This is a genomic window from Leucobacter chironomi DSM 19883, from assembly GCF_000421845.1.
Taxonomy (GTDB): Bacteria; Actinomycetota; Actinomycetes; order Actinomycetales; family Microbacteriaceae; genus Leucobacter; species Leucobacter chironomi.
In genome coordinates, this window is the sequence record NZ_ATXU01000002.1 from 311,063 (window position 1) to 330,728 (window position 19,666).

Here is a 19,666-nt window from a genome sequence, read left to right on the forward strand (position 1 = left end):
GATGGCTCTGGGAATATCCCGGACGTTCGGCTTCGAGCCTTTAGTGGCTCGAAGCCGAACTTTTCGTACCGCTGGCCCGATCTCCGCAGAAGACTGCGCGAGGCTGATCTTCGTGCGTGCCGGATCGGTTCTGTTGCACAACGAGCTGGGTGTGCAACAGGCGAACGTTGGAGACGTCATCACATTGGGGTCAAATGCCATGTTCGGCTATGAACCGGAAGGCTTCGTGACCGTGACAACGATCTGCCTTGATCTCGACTACGTTATCGACCAAGTGTTCTGGCAACATGCCGCCAAGTTCACCGACCGGCTGGAGGCAAGAACCTTTTACGAACTGGAGTATGTCAAGCCTGCTCAACTTCTTCGGATTGGCGAACATCGAACGGAAATGCTCGCGCCTTGGCTGGACAACCTTGTTGCGTTGAGTCTCGACGGGTTGTCGTCAGACCGCTTTCACCGGGCGCAATCGTTGCTTTCCGCAATCCTCGACGTCGTCTTTACTTACCACAACATGGAGACTGAACCTGTCGGCGCCGTCCGGCCTGCGCGTCGCGAAGCCCTACATGTTTCGGGCCTGCTCGCCTCTGATCTCTCGCGCCGCTGGTTAGCCTCTGAACTTGCTGAGGCGGTGTACCTCTCAGAATCACAGCTGCGACGGGTGTTTTCAGAAGCCTTTGGGAAACCACCGCTTGCATACTTGACGACACTCCGAACGCTCAGAATGGCGCAGCTGCTGAGAGACACGGCTATGCCGATCGCAGAGATTTCTTTCACGGTGGGGTGGCGTGATCCTGACTTCGCTGCCCGTCAGTTTCGTCGGTATGTTGGGCGTTCACCAAGTGAGTACCGACGATTCGAGCAGAGCCGAAACTCGCAACCGTACCCGGAGTGAACACGCAATCCCGCACGGCGAAACGATCGTACTTACAGAGTGGCTCAGTGGGATCACCGCTTATGCGATAGACCAAGTCTGACCACGTCGGGTTCAGTGATGCACCTGGCGGTCGCACACTTTAATGTCCGTCGTCCGTCTCGATTGCGTTTCCTGAGCTCCTTCGCGCACCTTCTGGTCGCAGAGGTCACCCGTCGTGTGTGGGTGTCTGCGGGAGGAGGATGCAATGACAACGGTCGAGGAGGCGCGGGCGGCGCGGGATGCGAAACTCGACGCCCTGCACGAACAGCTCACTGGCGCGGTGGAGTCGTTGGTATCGGGCGAGGATTGGAAACGAGCGTTGGAGTTCGCGGCTCGGTTCCGTGCCCGGTCGTTCAACAACACGCTGCTGATCTTCGTGCAGCATCAGGCGGCGTTCGAGTCGGGCCGGGTGCCGGAACCGGTGCCGTCATATGTGGCGGGCTTCAAGCAGTGGCAGGCACTTGGCCGGCAAGTCTCAAGGGGCCAGTCGGGGTACATGATCCTCGCCCCTGTGACGGGCCGGTTCGCGTCGTTCACGCCGAAGGTGGCGGAGTCGTGGCGCAGGCTCGGCCGGTTCGAGAAACCGAAACCGGGTGAGGCAGTGCGCTCCCGCATGGTCGGCGTCCGCCCCGCCTACGTCTGGGATGTCTCCCAAACTGCCGGCGACCCGATTCCCGCGCCGCCATCACCGCGGCTGCTGGAAGGCGAAGCGCCCGACGGGCTGTGGGAGGGCATCGCACGTCTCGTGGAGGCGGAGGGTTTCAGCGTGTTGCGGGTGCCGCATGAGGGCATGATCCACGGTGCAAACGGTCTCACTGACTTCGGTGCGCGGTCGGTGGCGGTTCGGGAGAACATGCCCGAGGCGGCACAGGTGAAGACTCTCGTGCACGAGCTCGCCCATGTGCTGCTGCACGGGCCGGACAACGTGGATGCGACGGGGCATCGCGGGATTGGTGAGGTGGAGGCGGATTCGGTGGCACTGATGGTCGCCGCAGCGCACGGCATGGACACCAGCGACTACACGGTCCCGTATGTGTCGGGGTGGGCGGCGACAGTGCCGGAGAAGTCTCCGGTCGAAGTCGTCCAGGCCACCGGCGAACGAGTCCGAAAAACCGCAGCTAGCATTCTTGATCAGCTCCCCACCGTGCAGATCGGCAACGGTGACCCTCCTGGCCTCACCCGGGACGCCCCAGCGAACAAACGCTCCGATCCGGTGGTCGAGGCGACTGCTGATCCGTTGGCGGAGGGACCGCGCCGCGCGGTGGCGTTGTCGGTGAGGAGCCTGTGATGGGTGCCGTCGATCTGTTCACCGAAGTCGGCGGGATGCCGCTCTCGGAGGCAGCGGCGCGGTTCGCTGCGGCGGGGGTGCCGATGTTCCCATGTGTGCCTGGTGAGAAACGCCCTTTGGTGCTCCGCGGGTTTCATGATGCCACCGCTGATCCGGCGCAAGTCGCGGAATGGTGGTCAAGGTGGCCGTCCGCGAACATCGGCATCCCCACCGGTGCCGTGTCCGGGGTGGAGGTTGTCGATGTCGACGTGCATCCGACTGGCACCGGATTTCCTGCTTTCCGCGAAGCGCACCGTCAAGGCCATGCCGCGGGGTGGGCTGCGCTCGTGCGCACCCCCTCCGGTGGCCTCCACGCTTACTACCCGGTGAACCCTGACCGTGCGCAGTCGTCCTGGCAGGCCGCGCGGGCGCATGTTGATTTCCGTGGTGACGGCGGCTACATCATCGCGCCGCCGTCGAAGGTGCTGCGCCCCGGCGGGGTGCGGGCACCGTATCGGCTGATCGTCGCATCAGGTGATACCCCGGTGCCAGTGGATGCGGTGCGGCTGCGCGAGTTTCTGGACCCGCGCACTCCGATCTCTATCGACCGTGCGCGTGCTGCTCGGTTTGAGCGGCGGGGGTCGGATGCGAAGGTGCTCGCCGGCTGGGTGGCGGGGCGTGGTGAGGGTGAGCGGAACCGGGGCCTGTTCTGGGCCGCGTGCCGACTCGCAGAATCCGGCACCCCACTCGACGCAACCCTCGACGCCCTGGGCCCTGCGGCGGAGCACGCGGGACTGGGGCCGCGGGAGATCATGGCGACGATCCGCTCCGCCTACCGCACCACCCACCTCGCGCCCCGCACATCCGTAGAACCCGTGGAGGATGAGCGGCGTGTGGTGCGCGGATCGCCAGGGCGGGTGATCTCATGAGCACCACCGAAACGGTCTCGCCCCGGGGTCGCCGGTTGGCGGTGGTGACAGCGATCACCGGCACCGTGTTCATCGCAGCCGGCGCGTTCTGGCTGTCCTTCACGGCACTTGCCGATCTTGCCCGACGGTCTGGGATCGATGCGGGTCAGGCGTGGGCGTGGCCGCTGATCGTGGACGGCATCATCGTCGTCGCGACCGTCGCCGTCGTCGCCCTCGCCAGCCAGTCCCGCCCGACGTGGTACCCCTGGACGCTCCTTGCAGCGGGGGCAGTGGTGTCGGTAACGGCGAATGCGATCCATGCGATCATCGCCGCCGACACCGATGTTCCCAGCCTCCTGGCTGCGTCGGTTGCGGCGATCCCGCCGCTGGTGCTGCTGTCGATCACGCACCTCACCGTCATCCTCACCCGCACCACCACACCGGACGCAGGCGTGAATGCGATCGAGGATGCTCCGGTCGAAGCCACCACTTCCTCGGGGCCGGTCGTCGTGCCGGAAGTTGAGCAGGCGCACGCAGTGGAGTTGCCGGTGGTGTCGGTGAGCGAGCGGCGGGCGGAGGCGACTCACTTGCGGGAGGTGGAGGGGTGGTCGAACAAGCAGATCGCCCGGCACCTGGGCGTGCACCCCTCCACCGTCGGCCGTTGGTTCACCCCGGCTATTAGCAAGGAGAAGACCTCGTGAACGAGAACGCAGAGACGAGCCGCACGGAACTACCGGAGACACGGCCCGAGATGGTTGAGGGTGGGGAGGCGGAGCGATCGGCGTTCGCCGTGCACCGCGACCCCTCCCTCACAGGAACTGCTACTGACCCTGGTTCGCGGGTGGGGCGCGGGATCGCGTGGGTGCGTCCGACTGATCTGATCGCGTCGAGTACCGCCAGGTTCGCGGGCCGCGGCATCAACTTTCAGACAGAGCTCGCGCACCGTGCCCGCCGCGCGCCGGGTCAGACCTACCGGATGACCCGTGACCGTGCCCGTGACATCCGGGATCGCCGAGCGGACCGAGCTGTAGCTGCGGGGCCTGCGGTGTTCGAGTCGTTCGATGTGTTCGAGCCGCAGGATCGGCCCCGCTCGTCGTCGTGGGTGCGGCCGTCCGGGATCGGGCTGGGGTGAGTCGCCATGTGCAGACGACAGTGGCGCGACGGGGTCGGTGGGGAGCCGGTGCGCACCTTCCTGTCAGGAGGTGCCACTATGCCACAACGAAACACTCCACGCCGCGACCCTCGCGGGCGTGGGTTTGAGAACTCAGAACGACTCCGCGAACTCCTCACCCGTCTCAACACTGCGGGCCCCGATGCCTGGCGGACGGACCCCGAGGCGGCGGCACTTATGCAGCACGCCGCCCAGAAATACGGCGCCCTCGCACGCAAGCACGACCTCGACCCGTGGGAGGCAGCGACCGCGGCGTTTGAGGCGATGCGCACGGCCTCGGTGCGGCGGGCGGATGATCCGTGGGCGGTCGTCACCCGCGCCGTGCAGATCACCTGCATCGCAGAAAACCGTGCCAACGGACTCTTGTGCTCCGTGCATCAGGCGCGCAGACCCAGGTACTCGAGTTTCCATGACGCCGAACGCTTCTCCGACCGCGAAAACCCTCTCACCGACTACCACCCTGCATTCCGCGCCGACCCTTTCGCAAGTGATGGCGAGGATGACGCCGACGACGAGGTGGAAGTGTCAGGGGCGACAGGCGTGGAGTCGGCGGTCGAGGACACGATCGCGCTGCTGTGCTGGTACGGGTGGGAACCAGAACTCGCCCGTGCCGCGGTCGAGTGCGTCTGCGCCCGTCTCGCAGAATCCGTTTCACGAGCAGGGGCATATGAATCGCTCCGACGCGATCGGCACGCCCGAGCCCTGCTCGATATCCCCGCCCCGTCCTGGTACCGGCTGCTGCGCATCATCCTCGGATCACCGGACGCAAGTCTCACCGGCACGAATGCGAGCCGTGGCGTGTTGCTGCGTCTCCTGATTGGCGAATCACTCCGGCACCTGCTCGCCGATGTTGACCTCGCGGTCGCCGTCACGGTTGCCGCGCCCGGGGTGATGCGGGGCCGATCATGAGCGAGCCGGGGCATATTGAGCTGGAACGGGCCGTCGAGTCGATCTGGGTCGGTCGCCGCCACCGTGAAGACTACGGCGACCTCGATCCCTTGGTGGAGTCGATCGCGCGGGATGGGCTATTGCAGCCGATCACGATCACCCCGGACGGGATGCTGATCTGCGGCGCCAGACGTTTGGCCGCGATCCGCCGGCTCGGATGGAAGACGGTGAATGTGTGGGTGCGCTCCGGCATCTCCAGCCACCTCGGGCAACTCCTCGCCGAGCAAGACGACAACCTCCTCCACAAGCCGCTCACCCGCACCGAAGAAGCTACTCTCTACGCCGAACTGAAAGCCCTGCTGGTCGAGGACGCGGCAGGTCGACAGGAAGCGTCACGGTTCACCTCGAAACAAGAAAACCCCAGGTCACACGGTGGGGCCACGGTGGCCCCACCGTCAGCCGGGAGTATCGGGAAGACCCGCGAGCAGGCCGCGATCATGGTCACAGGCCGCAACGCGTACACGTCGATGGAGCGCATCAACGAACTGCAACGCCTCGCCGCTGACCCCGGCCAGCCCGATGACGTACGACAGCGGGCGCGGGAGGAACTTGACCGGATTGACGCGGGCGGGTCAATCACCGGAGCCCGGCATCGCATCCGCGCCGCGCAAGCCCTCGCCGAACTCGACGCCCTCGCCAGCGACCCTGCACAACCGGTAGGCATCCGCGACACCGCAGCCGCAGGAGCTGCGCGTCTCCGGGAGCTTGAAGACACGGCACGACCGACCGACCTGGAACGTCTCGCGGAACTCGCTGTCGAGCGCGCGAGAACGGCGACGAAGAAGCGCCCCGCCCAGCTCGCCTCAGCACGGCTCCACGCGGTTGAGGAGCAGCCCCGGGAGTTCCTACCTGTGCGGTCGTTCGTCTACCTCTGGGATGAACTCTCCACCTGGACCGAACGCTACCACCCCGAAGCCATCGGCCCGGCCTTATCGGGTGAGCAGTGGGCGGTATTCGAGGCCGCCGTCACCGCGACGGTCGCTTTCCTGGATACCGCCCGCACTGCACGAAACATGCGCCGCGAAACAGCCTGACCCTCCGCCGTTTCCCTGCCTCTGAGTGCCGTGGTGCACCTGTCTGGTGATCCGAATCTCGTCGGGAAGGACACCAGGATGGACCCCACCGCTCGCCGCCGCACCGTACTCATCGCTACCATTGCCGGCGGCCTCATCCTGCTCGTCCTCATCGGCGTCGGCCTCTACGGACTCATCCGCGGACCCCAAACCACCGAACCCGCTGAACGTACTCCGACGGACGGCCCGACGGCCACGAGCCCGGCACTCGTCCCGGCAGAACCGGAACCTGTGGTCGCGCTCGGCGGGCCGGAGGAGTTCGCGGCAGCGGTCGCGGAGGCGCTGTTCGTGTGGGATACGACCAGCGGGTATGGGCCTGCCGATTACGCGCAGATGCTCGCCGATGTCACCACCGACACCGAAGCCGACGCCGCAGCATCCGATGTCCGTGCCTACCTGCCGACGCCGGAAGCATGGGCGCAGCTCCGCACCCACCAAACCCGGCAGTGGATCACCATCGACACCATCGAAATCCCCACCGCGTGGGAGGACGCGGTGGCGCAGGCGGCGCCGGGGCAGATTCCTGACGGTACGGTCGCGTACACGATCACTGGCACCCGCCACCGCACCGGCTACTGGGGCACCGACCCCGTAACGGCAACGCACCAGGTCGCGTTCACCGTGTTCCTCACCTGCACCCCCGAACAAACCTCTGCACCGCCGCCCGCTGATCCGGCCACCGGCACCTGTCTCTTGTTGCGGTTGTCGCAGCTCGACAACCCGCTGCGGTGACCAGCCATGCTCAAAAAACTCCTCGCCACCCTCGCTGTCGCCGCCGTCTGTTTCGGCCCCGCGACCGTGCTCCTCTCCGTCGCCGTCCTCGCAAACCCTGCCGTCGCCGCGTGCGCGCCGGGGTCGTTGATCGTCGGGCCGATCCCGGACTCACTGACCGCAACAACGAAGAACGGTGAGACGGTGACGCTGAATCGTCAGCAGCTCACCCACGCCGCAACCATCATCACCGTCGGCAGCCAAACGGATGGGGTGGGGCGTCCGGGGGTAGTGATCGCATTGATGGCAGCACTCACCGAGTCGCACCTGCGGATGCTCACAAACACCGGCACCTACCCCGAATCCGCCGAATACCCCAACGATGGAGATGCCTCCGATCACGACTCTCTTGGCTTGTTCCAGATGCGGCCGCAAGCCGGGTGGGGCACCGTCTCCGAACTTATGGACCCGAACTATCAAGCCCGCGCGTTTTACGGCGGACCGGCCGGACCCAACTACCCCTCACCGAGAGGGTTGCTCGACATTCCGGGGTGGCAGCAACTTGACCCAGGCGAAGCAGCTCAGGCCGTTGAGGTGTCGGCATACCCGGATCGGTATCAGAACTATCAGCCCGTCGCTGAAGCGATCCTCACCGCCCTCACCCGCCCCGCACCATCAGGCGGCGGCAACCGTGGTGAGGTGGTGGTGCCGGAGACCACCAGAGTCGTGTTCCCGTTGCCGGAGGGTACCTGGGTGCGGACCAGCCCGTTCGGGTGGCGGATCGATCCGGTCACCTTCGAGGAAGCATTTCACTCCGGCAGCGACTACGGGGCCGCCGACGGCACCCCGATCTACGCCGCTGCAGATGGGATCGTCACCCACGCTGGCTACACCGGCAGCTGGGGCGGACTCATCATCATCGAGCACACCGTCGGTGGAGAGCGCATCGCCTCGTACTACGCGCACATGTGGGAACACGGCATCTACGTCACCGAAGGCATGACCGTCACCGCCGGGCAACACATCGGTGATGTCGGCTCCTCCGGGAAATCCACCGGCCCCCACCTGCACCTCGAAATCCGGCCCGGAGGCGAAGGGCAGCCCGCGATCGACGCCGACCAATGGCTCACTGACCAAGGCGCCGAAGGCATCACCGGCGGCACCACCTCGCGCGCATCCTGCACCTTGACTGGTGGTGGGCGCTGATGGGCGTGTTTCCTGACTTCGGTGGCGTCGGTGCCACCGGCGACCTCCGTACGGTGATCGGTGCGCTGCTGATGTTCGTGCTCATCATCGCGGTGCTCATGCTGATTGTCTCCGCGATCGTCTGGGCCATCTCTTCATCGACCGGCAACCCGCATACCGCGACGAAGGCACGGATCGGGGCCTGGGTTGCGCTCGGAACCGCAGCCCTCGCCGGAGCCGGCGTCGCCTGGGTCAACTTCCTCCTGGGCGTCGGTGAGACGCTATAGAAGCAAGCTCTCGTCTCCGGCTTTGCCCGTTGAGTTAGGAAGCGCGTAGGTCTCGCCAAGGCTGGCGAGAGACCTGACCGATCACGTCGCCGCTCCTTTCGAGCAGAGCGGCCATTGATCGATATCTCGAAGCGAATCCCTCGGGGTCAACGGTCGGATTAGCGCTCTTCCAACTGGCCATCGCTTGGTTGAAATCTCGCTGGATGGACGGCGATACACCCGGCAGATAGTTTTCAGCCAGTCGGCACTCGAGTTGATTCCACAGATCGATGTACCGATGTTCAAGATCGCCAGCCTTCTTCGCCAGGCCGCCCGGATCATCGTAGACGCCGAAGTACATCATCTTGCGACGAGCGTGCGGGATCGATTCGACCTTCGCCTGTGCTGCTTCCATCTCACTCTTAGCCTGCGCCAGATCCTTGAAGTCTCGGTCGAGGAGATGAGGGATCAAAGGCAAGGCGAGGTCATGAGACGGGATAGCGATGCGCTGGACAGCATCGATGGTTTCGGGGCGGATTGCGAGCGACAGGACACCTGTTCCTTCGTGGACGTTGAGGTACCGGACGGCGTCGAGGTCATCGCTGTCGAGGTCGCTGATGCTCAGCTGCGCTGCCTCATCGTGGTTTTCGTCTCGATAGCCCGGGTTGATGCGGCCTGGTTGGAGTTGAATCGCGACACGGTAAAGGTAGAACTGGGAACCGCCGTCGTGCTCGTCGTGCATGCGTCGGAGCATGTTCTCGATTGCTGTCTCGTACGTGCCAAGGTGTAGCGCCTTCGTCGTGTGAAACGAGACGTAGTGATCCCGCTTTATCGGACGATGGTCGTTCTGTTCCATGTCCTCGACAAACCGGCGTGCGTAATCCGGCGACGGCCATTCCGGCTCAGTGCTCGTGTGGTACCACGCAAAGCGGCTCACAGCCTCATCATCAAGCGCAGGATCGTCTTGATCACGGAGTGCGGCAACGGCGATCCCGAAGTGGATGCTGGCGCCACAGTGCGCGCACATCATGTGAGCCCCATCGGCCTCCGCGAAATAGTCCTCCGCTGACAGAACCGAAACGCTCCCGCAGACGCAGTTCATTGCGTAGCCGTAGTCGAAGCCGTCACTCCGCTCTACAAGAACTGATTTATCAAGGTTCCCCATCCAACACAGCGTATCGAGGGACGCGGGGTGCACCTGGCTGACAAGTCCGCCATTCCCCGGCGCTTATGAGCAGAAGGAGCACCCCTGTGATTGATATCGATCCGAACGGTACCGGGCTTCCCGGTATCGAGCAGTTGCGCATCATCGTCGGCGCGGTCATGACCGTCGGCCTGATCCTCTCCGTCCTCGCCCTGATCGTCTCCGCGATCGTGTGGGGTTTCGGCGCGAACAGCAGCAACCCACACCTCGCGTCGCGCGGGAAGGTCGGCGTGCTCGTGTCTTGTGGGGCGGCGATCATCTGCGGCGCGTCGGTGACGCTCATCAACTTCTTCTGGGGCGTCGGCCAAGCCGTCTGACCCCATCGCGTACGAGGGAAGGACGATGCGGTGAGTGTGTGTGATGTGCCGGTGATCTCGGCCGTGTGCGACACCGTCGGGCAAGGAGCAGCGACGTTGATCGCGGCCCCGTTCGACTGGCTCGCCCAGGCGATGGGCGGGGCGGCGGCGTGGCTGTTCGAGGCGGTCTGGGCGGTGTTCGACACCACCACCCTCGTCGACGTCACCGACGAAGGCTACGTCGGGGTCTACAACATCCTGTTCGGGGTCGCAGTGTTCATGGTGCTGATCTTCTTCTGCCTGCAACTGATCACCGGCCTCATCCACCGCGACCCCACCGCCCTCACCCGCGCCGCCCTCGGAGCCGCGAAAAGCATCCTCGGCTCGTTCGTAGCCATCGGCCTCACCGGGCTGTTGCTGGAGATCACGGATCAGCTCGCGGTCGGGATCGTGCAGGCCACGGGGAACACGATGGAATCCATTGGCGACCGCATCACCCTGCTCGCAGCGGGGTTCGCGGGGATTAACATCGCCGCCCCCGGTGTCGGGGCGATCGTCACGATCTTCCTCGCCGGCCTCGCCATCAGCGCGGCTGCGATCGTGTGGTTCTCGCTCCTGATCCGCAAAGCGCTGCTGCTGGTGGCGATCGTGTTCGCCCCGATTGCTCTCGCCGGGTTCTCGTGGGATGTCACCAAGGGGTGGTTCGGGAAATGGGCGACGTTCGTGATTGCCTTGATCCTGTCGAAGCTGGTGCTGGTGGTGATCTTCCTCGTCGCGATCACCCAGGTCTCTGCTCCGATTGAGCTTGATCTGGCGTCGATCAGCGACCCCATCGCGGGTGTGGTGTTGATGTTCATCGCTGCGTTCGCCCCGTACATGACGTACAAGTTCGTCACGTTCATCGGCTTCGATATGTACCACTCGATGAGCGCGGAACAAGAAGCCAAGTCCGCCGTCAACCGCCCCGTCCCCGTGTCGTCACCGCCGAAGACGGACGGGGCGAAGAAGGTGCTCGACGGCGCGGGAGATAAGGGCGGTGGTGCGGCACCATCCGGTGGAGGCACACAGTCTGCAACGACTGCTACGCCCGCTGCAGGAGGGGGTGCAGCGGCAGGTGGTGGTTCCGGTGCCGCGGCCGGTGCGGGCGGCGGGAGCTCGGGCGGCGGTGCTGGCGCAGCCGGTGCCGGAGCTGGCGGGGCTACTGCTGCTGCGGGGCCTGCGGCAGCGGTCGTCGTTGGGGCTCAGGTGGTGGGTGCGGCAGCGACCGCGGGGCCAAAACTTGGCGGCAAGGTCGGTGATGCTGCGGAAGGGCACGCGGCAGGGGCCGGTGAGACCGTGCAACCCGCACCACCACCGCCCGCACCGAGTCACACGCCGACCGCACCATCGGCACGACCGGCACCATCGCCGCCGCCTGCGCCGTCGCCGAAGCCGTCTGCCGGGAAGGAGTAAGAACTGATGTCGACTCAACAGAACACGAGCAGTGCAGGGTTCGGGTTGCGGGCGGTGCAGTTCTCCCGCCTCACCCGCCGCGGCATCCTCCTCGGCCTCTCCCTCCCGCAACTCATCGTCCTCGCCACAGGTGTCCTCTCCATCGTCGGTGCCCTCTACGCCGGCGGCGGGATACTGCTGGCCTGGACCACACCCATCTGGCTCCTCTCCGCCGTTCTCGCCTGGACCCCGGTCGGGGGCCGGAAACTCATCGAATGGGTGCCCGTCACCTTCCGGTGGGCGGCGCGCACGCAGGCGCGGCAGACGGTGTTCCGGCGGAGCGTCGTGAAGCCTCGCCCTGCGGGCACGCTCGCCCTTCCGGGTGATGCGGTGTCGCTGCGGGAGTGGGAGGACCCGGAGACGGGTGCAGCGATGATCCACGACCCCCATCACCAGACCCTCACCGCGATCGTCGGCGTCTCACATCCCGCGTTCGTGCTCCTCGACCCCGGCGAGCAGGAACGCCGCGTCGCCACCTGGGGTCGGGTACTCGCCACCACCTGCCGGTCCGGGCGGATCGCCCGCCTGCAAGTGTGCGAACGCACCCTTCCCGATGGGGGTTCCGGGCTGGTCGAATGGTGGCAACGCCACGGCACCGATGACGGCTCCTGGACCTCCACCGTGTACCGGGAACTCATCGACCGTGCCGGTCCCGCCGGGGAACGCCACGCCACCACCATCAGCCTCGCCCTCGACCTCAAAGCCTCAGCCCGCCAAGTACGCACCAACGGCGGCGGCATCAAAGGTGCCGCCGCCGTCCTCCGGCGGGAGATGACGACGCTCGTGACGGCGTTGCGGGCGGCGGAGCTCACGATCACCGGGTGGCTCACCCCCGCACAGGTCGCGGTGATCCTCCGCGCCGCCTACGACCCCGCTACCGCCGCGATCCTTGAACGGAATAGCGACATCGGGCGCTCCCTTGCGACTGCGGGACCGGTCGCGGTCACCGAGTCGTGGGATCGGCTCAGGTCGGATTCCGCGCACCATGCGGTGCTGTGGGTGTCGGAGTGGCCGCGGTCGCAGGTGTATCCGGGGTTCCTCGCCCCGGTGTTGTTGTCGTCGGGGATTCAACGTTCTTTCTCGCTGGTGTGCACGCCGATCCGGTCGGATCAGGCAGCTCGTGACATCAGGAAGAAGAAGACCGAACTGATCTCGGACGCTGCGCAGCGGCAGAAGATGGGACAGATCGAAGACGCCTCCCAAACCGCCGAATACGGTGACGTACTCCAACAAGAAGCCGACCTCACCGCCGGCCACGGCGTCCTCCGCTACACCGGCCTCATCAGCATCTCCGCCCCAACCCCGGAAGAACTCGACACCGCGGTCGCCGCAATCGAACAGGCCGCCATCCAAGCCTCCTGCGAGACCCGGCGCCTGGTCGGGCAGCAGGCACAAGCCTTCACTGTCGCAGCGTTGCCGCTGTGCCGCACCGTCTGAACGACAGGAGCCCGTCATGTCGACCTTCCAGAACCCGACCGTGGACGCCGCCGAAGCGTCCGAAGCGCTCCGTGGGCTCGCACACGCCTCCCGGGTGTTCGAGGACCCCGCCGACACCTATGCCGTGCTCGGTGATCTGCTTGCTGGGGTGCGCTCCCTCCGGCAAGTGCTCGACCAGCTCGCCACCGCCCACCTCAAGCACCGGGTGCGCGCGCACGACGACGCCGGGGATCAGACCGCCGGTGCGACCGACGCTCTCGCCGCGACCGCTGAGCTGCAGCAGGCCGCGGCGTTGCTGGACGGGGTACACGACCGGGTGGATACGGCAATGGCTGCCTCGGGGCGGATCTCCTGGTATCCCGCCCCTACAGCACCGGGGCCGGTGTCGCGGTGGGTGAGCGTCGTGTTCTTGGAAGGCCAGGACGCCGACGAGGTGCTGACGATCATCGACCGCGACGGCGCTGATACCGCTATCGAGCACCTGGCCGGGTTCGACATGGGCGAAGAGACCACACAGGCTGCACTCGTCAACGGGTACGTCTACGACACCATCCCCACCGGCCCCCTCGACCGCACCACCACCACAGGTACTTACACGCTGACGTACAACCATGACCACGGGCACGTCTCCCTACACCGCGCACACCCGGAGGCTCAGGAACCGACCGCTGAGGCTCCGACACCGAGGCGGGCACCAGCACAGTCGCGGGCACGTCGGCCGGCCCCACGGGTTGAGGAGGATGATGACTGGTTCGCGCCGTCGCAGTCGCAGTCGTCGTCGGTGTCTCGGGGGCGGGCGCTGTGAGCGAGCCCCAGAAGCTCCATACAGCGGCGTTGGTCAAACCGGCCGGGGAACGCCGCCGACAGCGGAAAGTGCGGAAGCACGCCGCTGCGAAGATCGAGACCAACGCCCGCAGAGCCGAGCAGACAGCGGAGCGTGAACGGGTCGCGGCCGAGCGTGCCGAACGCCGCAACACCACCTACCTGCCCGCCGCCGGCGAACCAGGCGCGGCAGCGCTGCGAACACCGGGGCGGTTGCGGTTGCCGCGGCACCAGGACACGTCCGCGACACTCGCGGGCGCGTACCCGTTCCTTGCCGAAGGTGGCCTCGGCGCCGACGGCGTGTTCATCGGCCAAGATCTGTACTCGGGCGGATCGTTCGTCTACGACCCCTGGACCCTGTACGCCCGTGGTGTCATCACCGCACCCAACATCGTCCTGGCCGGGATCGTCGGCTCCGGGAAGTCCTCACTCGCCAAGAGCCTCTACACGAGGTCGATCCCGTTTGGTCGTCGCGTGTATGTGCCTGGGGATCCGAAGGGTGAGCATACGGCGGTTGCGGAGGCGGTTGGTGGGCGGGCGATCGTCCTCGGGCATGGGCTTCGCAACCGGCTCAATCCGCTTGATGAGGGCCACCGCCCGTCTGGGGTGAGTGATGTGGAATGGGCGGCGCAAGTCGCGTCGCGGCGCCGTGAACTTATCGGTGCGCTCGCAGAGACTGTGCTGGACCGGGTGTTGTCGCCGTTGGAGCACACCGCGATCGACCTCGCTCTGAGAGATACCGTCCGTTCCAGCGACGTGCCAATCTTGCCGATGGTGGTCGACCGCATCCTCGGCCCCGACTCTGCGACCGACACGGATGGCCGGCTGGCGGAGGATGGCCGGCTCGTCGGCCACGCCCTCCGCCGTCTCGTGGCGGGTGATCTTGCGGGGTTGTTCGATGGGCCGTCGACGGTCAGGTTCGACCCGTCACTGCCGATGGTGAGTTTGGACTTGTCGCGCGTGGCGGAGAACAGCACGTTGATTTCGGTGTTGATGACCTGCTCCAGCGCGTGGATGGAGTCGGCGCTGATGGACCCGAACGGTGGGCACCGGTGGGTGATCTACGACGAAGCCTGGCGACTCATGGCCTACCCAGCGCTCCTGCGCCGCATGGACGCGCAATGGCGGTTGGCGCGGCATTACGGGATCGCGAACATGCTGATTTTCCACAAGCTCACCGACCTCGACAACGTCGGCGACTCCGGCTCCGCGATGCGCGCCCTCGCGAACAGCCTGTTGGCGAATGCGGAGACGAGGATCATCTACCGGCAAGAACCCGACCAGCTCGGAGCCACCGCCGCAGCCCTTGGACTCACGGGCACCGAACAGAAACTCCTCCCCGGGCTTGGCACCGGGCAAGGACTCTGGCGCATCAAAGAACGTTCCTTCGTCGTCCAGCACCAACTCCACCCCGCCGAGCTCGCAGCATTCGACACGACCGCGAGGATGAAGGGCTAAATGCTTAGGTTCAGGATTTCTGAACCTTGATTCCGCGTGATTCGGCGAGTCTCAGCCGATTGGTGGGGCGTTGTGAGGGTGTAAGTTCCGGCGCCCTCCGATCCTCTCGTGATGACTGTTTCGGCGTGCTGGTTCGTACCTATCCCTCGATTGATTCACCATGAACGAGGGAGCAGCACTAATGGATACGATCAACGAGCTGGCAGCAGATGAGCGCACAGCGAGGATCATCCTCGCGGTCGCGTCCGAACCAGGTGACGCGGTGACGGGGCGGATGATCCGCACCGTCGGCGCATCCGAGACCATCGCCCGCGTCCTCGCCGATGAAGTCCCACCCCGGCCGGATGGTGACACCTGGCAGCGGCGCCTCGCACCACGCATCGACCTCGCGCAGACGCGACGGGTGCTTGCTGAGACGGAGCGGCCTGGGATGCGGGTGTTGATCCCTGGCGATGCTGAATGGCCTGCCGGGGTCGACGCGCTCGGTGATGGTGCACCGGTGGCGTTGTGGGCGAAAGGTGACATCGGGCTGCTGAGCCGGCCGGTGTGGGATCGCCTCACCGTCACCGGGGCCAGGGCGTCCACCGCTTACGGGGAGCACGTCACGACGGAGTTGGTGCAGTCGGCGGTCGCCGACTCCCGTGTGGTGTTTTCGGGCGGCGCGTATGGGATCGATGGTGCCGCACACCGTGCCGCACTCGCCTCCGATGGTTCAACGGTCGCGGTGCTCGCAGGCGGCCTGGATCGGCCGTACCCCGTGGGGCATGCTGATCTCTTTACTCGTGTCGGCAAGGACGGGCTGTTGCTCTCGGAATTGCCGCCGGGTGCGGCTCCGACGAAGTGGCGGTTCCTGCAACGCGGCCGGCTTCTCGCCGCGCTCTCCGGGAGCGTCCTCATCGCGGAAGCCGGCTACCGTTCCGGCACCCTCCACACCGCCGCCCGCGCATCAGAGCTCGGCCGTCCGGTCGGTGCGATTCCCGGGCCGATCTCGAGCGCCACGTCCACGGGGTGTCATCGGTTGCTGCGTGACGGGCTCGCCGCGGTGGTGACTGGCTATGACGATGTGCGGGAGTTGCTGCATGGGGTTCGTGATCGGGCTCACCGTGCCGTGCAGGAGCGTGCGGGGCTCGAGTCCGACCCCCTCGATGCTGGGCCGCCGGCGCAGGGTCGGGATTTGCGGGGGCCGGTGTTGTGAGGCGGGTGGTGCACCTGGTGTGAAGGCGGCCGGCTCGTGTCGCTGATGAACAAACACCAGGAGGTATCTCGTGTCAGGATCACTCGCCCACATCACGCAGCCGGAGGCTGCGCCACCCAGAACGGGGGTGCGTCGCTGGCTGTCAGCACTGCTCGCGCTCCTGGTCATCGCGGGTTCTTTCGCGCTCGGCCCCCAGGCTGCCCATGCTGGCAGTGAAGGGGTTGGGTACTGGTCAGATGGTGCGTTCCTTGGTGCGTACAACACGGATGTGGATGGCCGGCAGGCGTACTGCGCGGACTTGGACGCGGACCCGCCCTACGGCAACACATCGGGGCCGGAACGGATCACGTCACTGGATTCGTTGTCGCGGCAGCAGCTTGCCGAGTTGAACTATGTGATGGATCGGTGGGGGCAGTCGGGCGATCCGAATGTCACCGCCGCGGTCGCGCTGCATGTGTGGTCGGTGGCGAGCCCTGGCCGGTATAACTCGCACGGCATGTCCGGTGACGATTACTACATTGCCCGCGCCCCTGCGTCGGAGCGGGGAACGATCCTCGCGAACCTCGCCGCGATGCGGCAGGAGGCTGCTGCAAACGCGGTCACCGACCCGTCACTGTCGCTATCGCTTGAGATGTCGGATCAGTACGCGGGCACCCTCACCGTCGCCACCCACCCCGCAGGACTCACCGGCGCGGCGACCTTGTCGGATGCGGTCTTCGCTGACCGTTCCTCGGCGCGCACGATCGGCACCGGAGCGCACCCGATCACCGGCACCCCCGCAGACGGTGTCCCGTCCTACCGGGTCGGCGCATCGATGAACATCGATGCAGCCGGATATGGTGCAGCCCTCGATCTCTACACGACCCCAGGGAAGCAGCGCCTCATCGCCGCCGTCACCGGGTCATCCACCGGGCTCTCGGCGTCGGCGGAGTCGCCGCTGATCGAGCTTGATTTCCAGCCGGAGATCACCACCCAGGTCACCTCCCGCTACGTCGCTGAGGGTGATGCGTTCGTGGATGGGCTCACGGTGTCGGTGTCGAAGGGCACCTGGATTCACCTGGGCGGCAACCCGATTGAAGTGACGGCGACCGGCACCCTGTATGGGCCGTTCGATGAGCAGCCGACCGAAGCCGACACCCCACCCGTAGGAGCCCCCGTCGCAGGCACCGAGACGGTGACGTTGACGGGTACGGGGTCGTATACGTCGCCGGGCACGATCGTTGCGCCGGAGTCGGGGGTCTACACGTGGGTGTGGAGCATCGACAAGGCCGCGCACGGTGAGAACGCGAAGTACCTCACCGACTCATTCACCGACCGCTTCGGCCAAGTCACCGAGACGTCAGTGGTGCCGTTCCAACCCGACGCTATTTCGGAAGCAGACCAGCGCCTCGCCGTCCCCGGCGACGCACTCACCGACACGATCACCGTCAGTAGCAGCAATGGTGCGTGGTTGAAGAAGGACGGCGCTTTCATTCCGGTGGTGTTCGAGGGCACCGCCTACCAGGTACCCGGCACGCTACCCCCGGCACAGAACGCCGCGATCGACCCGAACGCGGTGCCGCTCGGCACCGTCACGGTCACCGCCGACGGCCCCGGCGTCTACACATCGCCGCCAGTCATCGCACCAACGGGCGGGTTTGTGACCTGGGTGTGGGAGGTTCGGATAACTACGCAGCCGGAGTGGGTGCGCGACTACCTCGCCACAGACTGGGCCGACGAGTACGGGATCAGCGTGGAGACGACGTCGGTGCGGTGGCCTGTCACGGTGACCTCGCTGATGCGGGAGTACAACGTGCACCCCGGCGGACGCGCCTTCGATGTGATCACCGTCACGGGGTTCCCGGCGAACCACGGCGATTTCGCCGGCGACGGCTACTGGAATGCCGACGTTGACGAACTGCATCACACCGTCTACGGCCCCTTCGCCACCGACACTGAACTCACCGACGCTCTCGACCTCACCAGCGCGCCGGTGCTGGCGGAGCTTGTGACGCCGGCACGGAATGGGGTCTACAAGCTCGGGTACACGGATGAGGACAAGATCGTGCCGACCGAGCCCGGCTTCTACGTCCTCGTCACCACCTTCACAGGCGATGACCGGGTGCAGCCGTATGCGTCGTCTCCGGCGGATGTGCTGGAACGCTTCTACGTCCCACCCACCGGGACCGACGTCCCCGTGTCGGTGGTGACGCAGGCGACATCGGAAGCGTTCGTCGGTGAACCGTTCTCGGATACCGCGCTCGTGCAGGGCACGAAGATTCCCGACGGCGCCTATCTGGTGTTCCGCGCCTACGGCCCCCACCCGGCCGACGCCGGAGCCGTGTGTGAGGTGCCGTTCTACGAGAGCGAGGAGATCCCGGTCACCCAGGCCGGTGTCTACCGCTCCGGCACCACCACCGTCACCGAGCCGGGGAACGTGTACTGGGTCGAATCCCTCTACAACGCCGACGGCGAGATCATCGCCGAGGGTGTGTGCGGTGCGCCGGGTGAGACGACGGTCGTGAAGGATCAGCCAGAGGAGCTGACCGTGAAGACCAACGCTGTCTCGACCGTGGAACTGGGTGATCCGGCGCATGATGTCGCGACCGTCACCGGCACCGTCCCCGACGGGGCACGCCTGGTGTTCGAGGCGTACCGGCAGGACAGTGACATCGCGAGCTGCACCCCGAAAGAACTCGTCTTCACCTCCACAGTCATCGAGCTAAATGGTCCGGGTGAGTATCGCTCCGACGAGGTGATCTTCGAGACGGCGGGCACCTACTACTGGGTGGAGACCGTCACCGGCAAGGACGGCACGATCCTGCACCGTGGGGTCTGCGGCGCACCGGATGAGACCACCACCGTCACCGACACCCCGGAACAGCCAAGGACTCCGGACACTCCGGGTGAGCTTGCGCACACCGGCGGCGGCGGCGACTGGTGGCCGATCGGACTTGCCGGTGGGCTGATCGCCGCGGTCACCGGTGGGGTGCTGCTGTTCGGGCGTCGCCTCGCGATCGCCCGCGAACGCACCGGATACGTCCGTGACGAGGACCTGTCGTTCGAGGAGTTCAAGGCCCAGTTCGAGGGAGCAAAGGAGGACTAACCACAGACTGCTGACCTGCCGGCACCCCCATGGCGGGTCGGCACGGGAGGGCACGAACCACCCCCAGGTTCGTGCCCTCCCACCTGCGTTCCCGGGGGCGGTGCGGGCGCACCTGCATGGCGACACCACTGCACTCCACGGAGAGGAACCGTTCTGTGACGCCGAAGCCCCGCTACCGCCGCACCCACCCCGACCACCAGCCCCCACGCACGGTGAAAGCATCGAAGTCTGAACCA

17 protein-coding genes are annotated in these 19,666 nt (G+C 66.0%); 16 read left to right on the forward strand and 1 reads right to left on the reverse strand.

Translation table 11 applies throughout. The features are described 5' to 3' along the window. Position 1 precedes the first annotated feature (1 nt). The 9 genes from H629_RS14730 (at position 2) to H629_RS0103335 (ending at position 8,463) form a co-directional block, all read left to right on the forward strand. On the forward strand, positions 2 to 892 hold the full coding sequence (locus tag H629_RS14730) for a helix-turn-helix transcriptional regulator (protein WP_076623895.1): 891 nt from the start codon (positions 2 to 4) through the stop codon (positions 890 to 892). Positions 893 to 1,118: 226 nt separating this feature from the next. Further along, entirely contained in the window at positions 1,119 to 2,201 is a 1,083-nt protein-coding gene (locus H629_RS0103295) for an ArdC-like ssDNA-binding domain-containing protein (protein ID WP_024355930.1), read from the forward strand. Next, positions 2,201 to 3,109 carry a bifunctional DNA primase/polymerase gene (locus H629_RS0103300; protein ID WP_024355931.1) on the forward strand — a complete coding sequence of 303 codons (909 nt, stop codon included), beginning with the start codon at positions 2,201 to 2,203 and terminating at the stop codon, positions 3,107 to 3,109. Before H629_RS0103295 ends, H629_RS0103300 begins: the two co-directional genes overlap by 1 nt. Next, positions 3,106 to 3,789, forward strand: coding sequence for a DUF2637 domain-containing protein (locus tag H629_RS0103305; RefSeq protein ID WP_205547987.1), 684 nt, complete (start codon positions 3,106 to 3,108; stop codon positions 3,787 to 3,789). Before H629_RS0103300 ends, H629_RS0103305 begins: the two co-directional genes overlap by 4 nt. A gap of 509 nt (positions 3,790 to 4,298) precedes the next feature. After that, a complete protein-coding gene (locus tag H629_RS0103315) occupies positions 4,299 to 5,168 on the forward strand; it encodes a hypothetical protein (RefSeq protein ID WP_024355934.1) in 870 nt (289 codons plus the stop codon). Continuing rightward, positions 5,165 to 6,241 carry a ParB N-terminal domain-containing protein gene (locus H629_RS0103320; RefSeq protein WP_024355935.1) on the forward strand — a complete coding sequence of 359 codons (1,077 nt, stop codon included), beginning with the start codon at positions 5,165 to 5,167 and terminating at the stop codon, positions 6,239 to 6,241. The genes H629_RS0103315 and H629_RS0103320 overlap by 4 nt, the downstream gene beginning before the upstream one ends. 78 nt (positions 6,242 to 6,319) lie before the next feature. After that, the gene (locus H629_RS0103325) at positions 6,320 to 7,012 is read left to right on the forward strand and encodes a hypothetical protein (protein WP_024355936.1); all 693 of its coding nucleotides are present in this window, start codon (positions 6,320 to 6,322) and stop codon (positions 7,010 to 7,012) included. Between the two features lie 6 nt (positions 7,013 to 7,018). Continuing rightward, positions 7,019 to 8,197, forward strand: a complete 1,179-nt coding sequence (locus tag H629_RS0103330) for a M23 family metallopeptidase (RefSeq protein ID WP_024355937.1) — start codon at positions 7,019 to 7,021, stop codon at positions 8,195 to 8,197. Next, positions 8,197 to 8,463, forward strand: a complete 267-nt coding sequence (locus tag H629_RS0103335) for a DUF6112 family protein (protein WP_024355938.1) — start codon at positions 8,197 to 8,199, stop codon at positions 8,461 to 8,463. Before H629_RS0103330 ends, H629_RS0103335 begins: the two co-directional genes overlap by 1 nt. A 34-nt stretch (positions 8,464 to 8,497) precedes the next feature. Here H629_RS0103335 and H629_RS15080 read toward each other — a convergent pair whose 3' ends face one another. After that, entirely contained in the window at positions 8,498 to 9,607 is a 1,110-nt protein-coding gene (locus H629_RS15080) for a hypothetical protein (protein WP_152485631.1), read from the reverse strand. Positions 9,608 to 9,672: 65 nt separating this feature from the next. On the opposite strand from H629_RS15080, the gene H629_RS0103345 reads away from it, so the two are divergent. From H629_RS0103345 to H629_RS0103375, 7 genes are all read left to right on the forward strand, one after another. Then, positions 9,673 to 9,963: a DUF6112 family protein gene (locus H629_RS0103345; protein WP_029746532.1), complete on the forward strand. Its 291-nt coding sequence runs from the start codon at positions 9,673 to 9,675 to the stop codon at positions 9,961 to 9,963. A 30-nt stretch (positions 9,964 to 9,993) separates the two neighbouring features. After that, on the forward strand, positions 9,994 to 11,394 hold the full coding sequence (locus tag H629_RS0103350) for a conjugal transfer protein TrbL (RefSeq protein WP_024355941.1): 1,401 nt from the start codon (positions 9,994 to 9,996) through the stop codon (positions 11,392 to 11,394). Between the two features lie 6 nt (positions 11,395 to 11,400). After that, positions 11,401 to 12,870 (forward strand): SCO6880 family protein, encoded by a 1,470-nt coding sequence (locus tag H629_RS0103355; RefSeq protein WP_024355942.1) that lies wholly within the window; start codon positions 11,401 to 11,403, stop codon positions 12,868 to 12,870. 16 nt (positions 12,871 to 12,886) lie between these two features. After that, entirely contained in the window at positions 12,887 to 13,675 is a 789-nt protein-coding gene (locus H629_RS0103360; RefSeq protein ID WP_024355943.1) for a hypothetical protein, read from the forward strand. Then, on the forward strand, positions 13,672 to 15,150 hold the full coding sequence (locus H629_RS0103365; RefSeq protein WP_024355944.1) for an ATP-binding protein: 1,479 nt from the start codon (positions 13,672 to 13,674) through the stop codon (positions 15,148 to 15,150). The genes H629_RS0103360 and H629_RS0103365 overlap by 4 nt, the downstream gene beginning before the upstream one ends. A gap of 181 nt (positions 15,151 to 15,331) precedes the next feature. Then, complete coding sequence (gene dprA, locus H629_RS0103370; RefSeq protein WP_024355945.1) at positions 15,332 to 16,345, forward strand: DNA-processing protein DprA; 1,014 nt, start codon at positions 15,332 to 15,334, stop codon at positions 16,343 to 16,345. Between the two features lie 496 nt (positions 16,346 to 16,841). Then, positions 16,842 to 19,430 (forward strand): hypothetical protein, encoded by a 2,589-nt coding sequence (locus H629_RS0103375; RefSeq protein WP_152485632.1) that lies wholly within the window; start codon positions 16,842 to 16,844, stop codon positions 19,428 to 19,430. Positions 19,431 to 19,666 lie beyond the last annotated feature (236 nt).

What these genes read in the sequence shown, in the direction of transcription:
- H629_RS0103295 (WP_024355930.1), top strand. Translation starts at nt 1,119, where the DNA reads ATGACAACGGTCGAGGAGGCGCGGGCGGCGCGGGATGCGAAACTCGAC.
- H629_RS0103360 (WP_024355943.1), top strand. Translation starts at nt 12,887, where the DNA reads ATGTCGACCTTCCAGAACCCGACCGTGGACGCCGCCGAAGCGTCCGAA.
- H629_RS15080 (WP_152485631.1), bottom strand. Translation starts at nt 9,607, where the DNA reads ATGGGGAACCTTGATAAATCAGTTCTTGTAGAGCGGAGTGACGGCTTC.
- H629_RS0103345 (WP_029746532.1), top strand. Translation starts at nt 9,673, where the DNA reads ATGAGCAGAAGGAGCACCCCTGTGATTGATATCGATCCGAACGGTACC.
- dprA (WP_024355945.1), top strand. Translation starts at nt 15,332, where the DNA reads ATGGATACGATCAACGAGCTGGCAGCAGATGAGCGCACAGCGAGGATC.
- H629_RS0103300 (WP_024355931.1), top strand. Translation starts at nt 2,201, where the DNA reads ATGGGTGCCGTCGATCTGTTCACCGAAGTCGGCGGGATGCCGCTCTCG.
- H629_RS0103305 (WP_205547987.1), top strand. Translation starts at nt 3,106, where the DNA reads ATGAGCACCACCGAAACGGTCTCGCCCCGGGGTCGCCGGTTGGCGGTG.
- H629_RS0103335 (WP_024355938.1), top strand. Translation starts at nt 8,197, where the DNA reads ATGGGCGTGTTTCCTGACTTCGGTGGCGTCGGTGCCACCGGCGACCTC.
- H629_RS0103355 (WP_024355942.1), top strand. Translation starts at nt 11,401, where the DNA reads ATGTCGACTCAACAGAACACGAGCAGTGCAGGGTTCGGGTTGCGGGCG.
- H629_RS0103320 (WP_024355935.1), top strand. Translation starts at nt 5,165, where the DNA reads ATGAGCGAGCCGGGGCATATTGAGCTGGAACGGGCCGTCGAGTCGATC.
- H629_RS0103315 (WP_024355934.1), top strand. Translation starts at nt 4,299, where the DNA reads ATGCCACAACGAAACACTCCACGCCGCGACCCTCGCGGGCGTGGGTTT.
- H629_RS0103325 (WP_024355936.1), top strand. Translation starts at nt 6,320, where the DNA reads ATGGACCCCACCGCTCGCCGCCGCACCGTACTCATCGCTACCATTGCC.
- H629_RS14730 (WP_076623895.1), top strand. Translation starts at nt 2, where the DNA reads ATGGCTCTGGGAATATCCCGGACGTTCGGCTTCGAGCCTTTAGTGGCT.
- H629_RS0103375 (WP_152485632.1), top strand. Translation starts at nt 16,842, where the DNA reads ATGTCCGGTGACGATTACTACATTGCCCGCGCCCCTGCGTCGGAGCGG.
- H629_RS0103330 (WP_024355937.1), top strand. Translation starts at nt 7,019, where the DNA reads ATGCTCAAAAAACTCCTCGCCACCCTCGCTGTCGCCGCCGTCTGTTTC.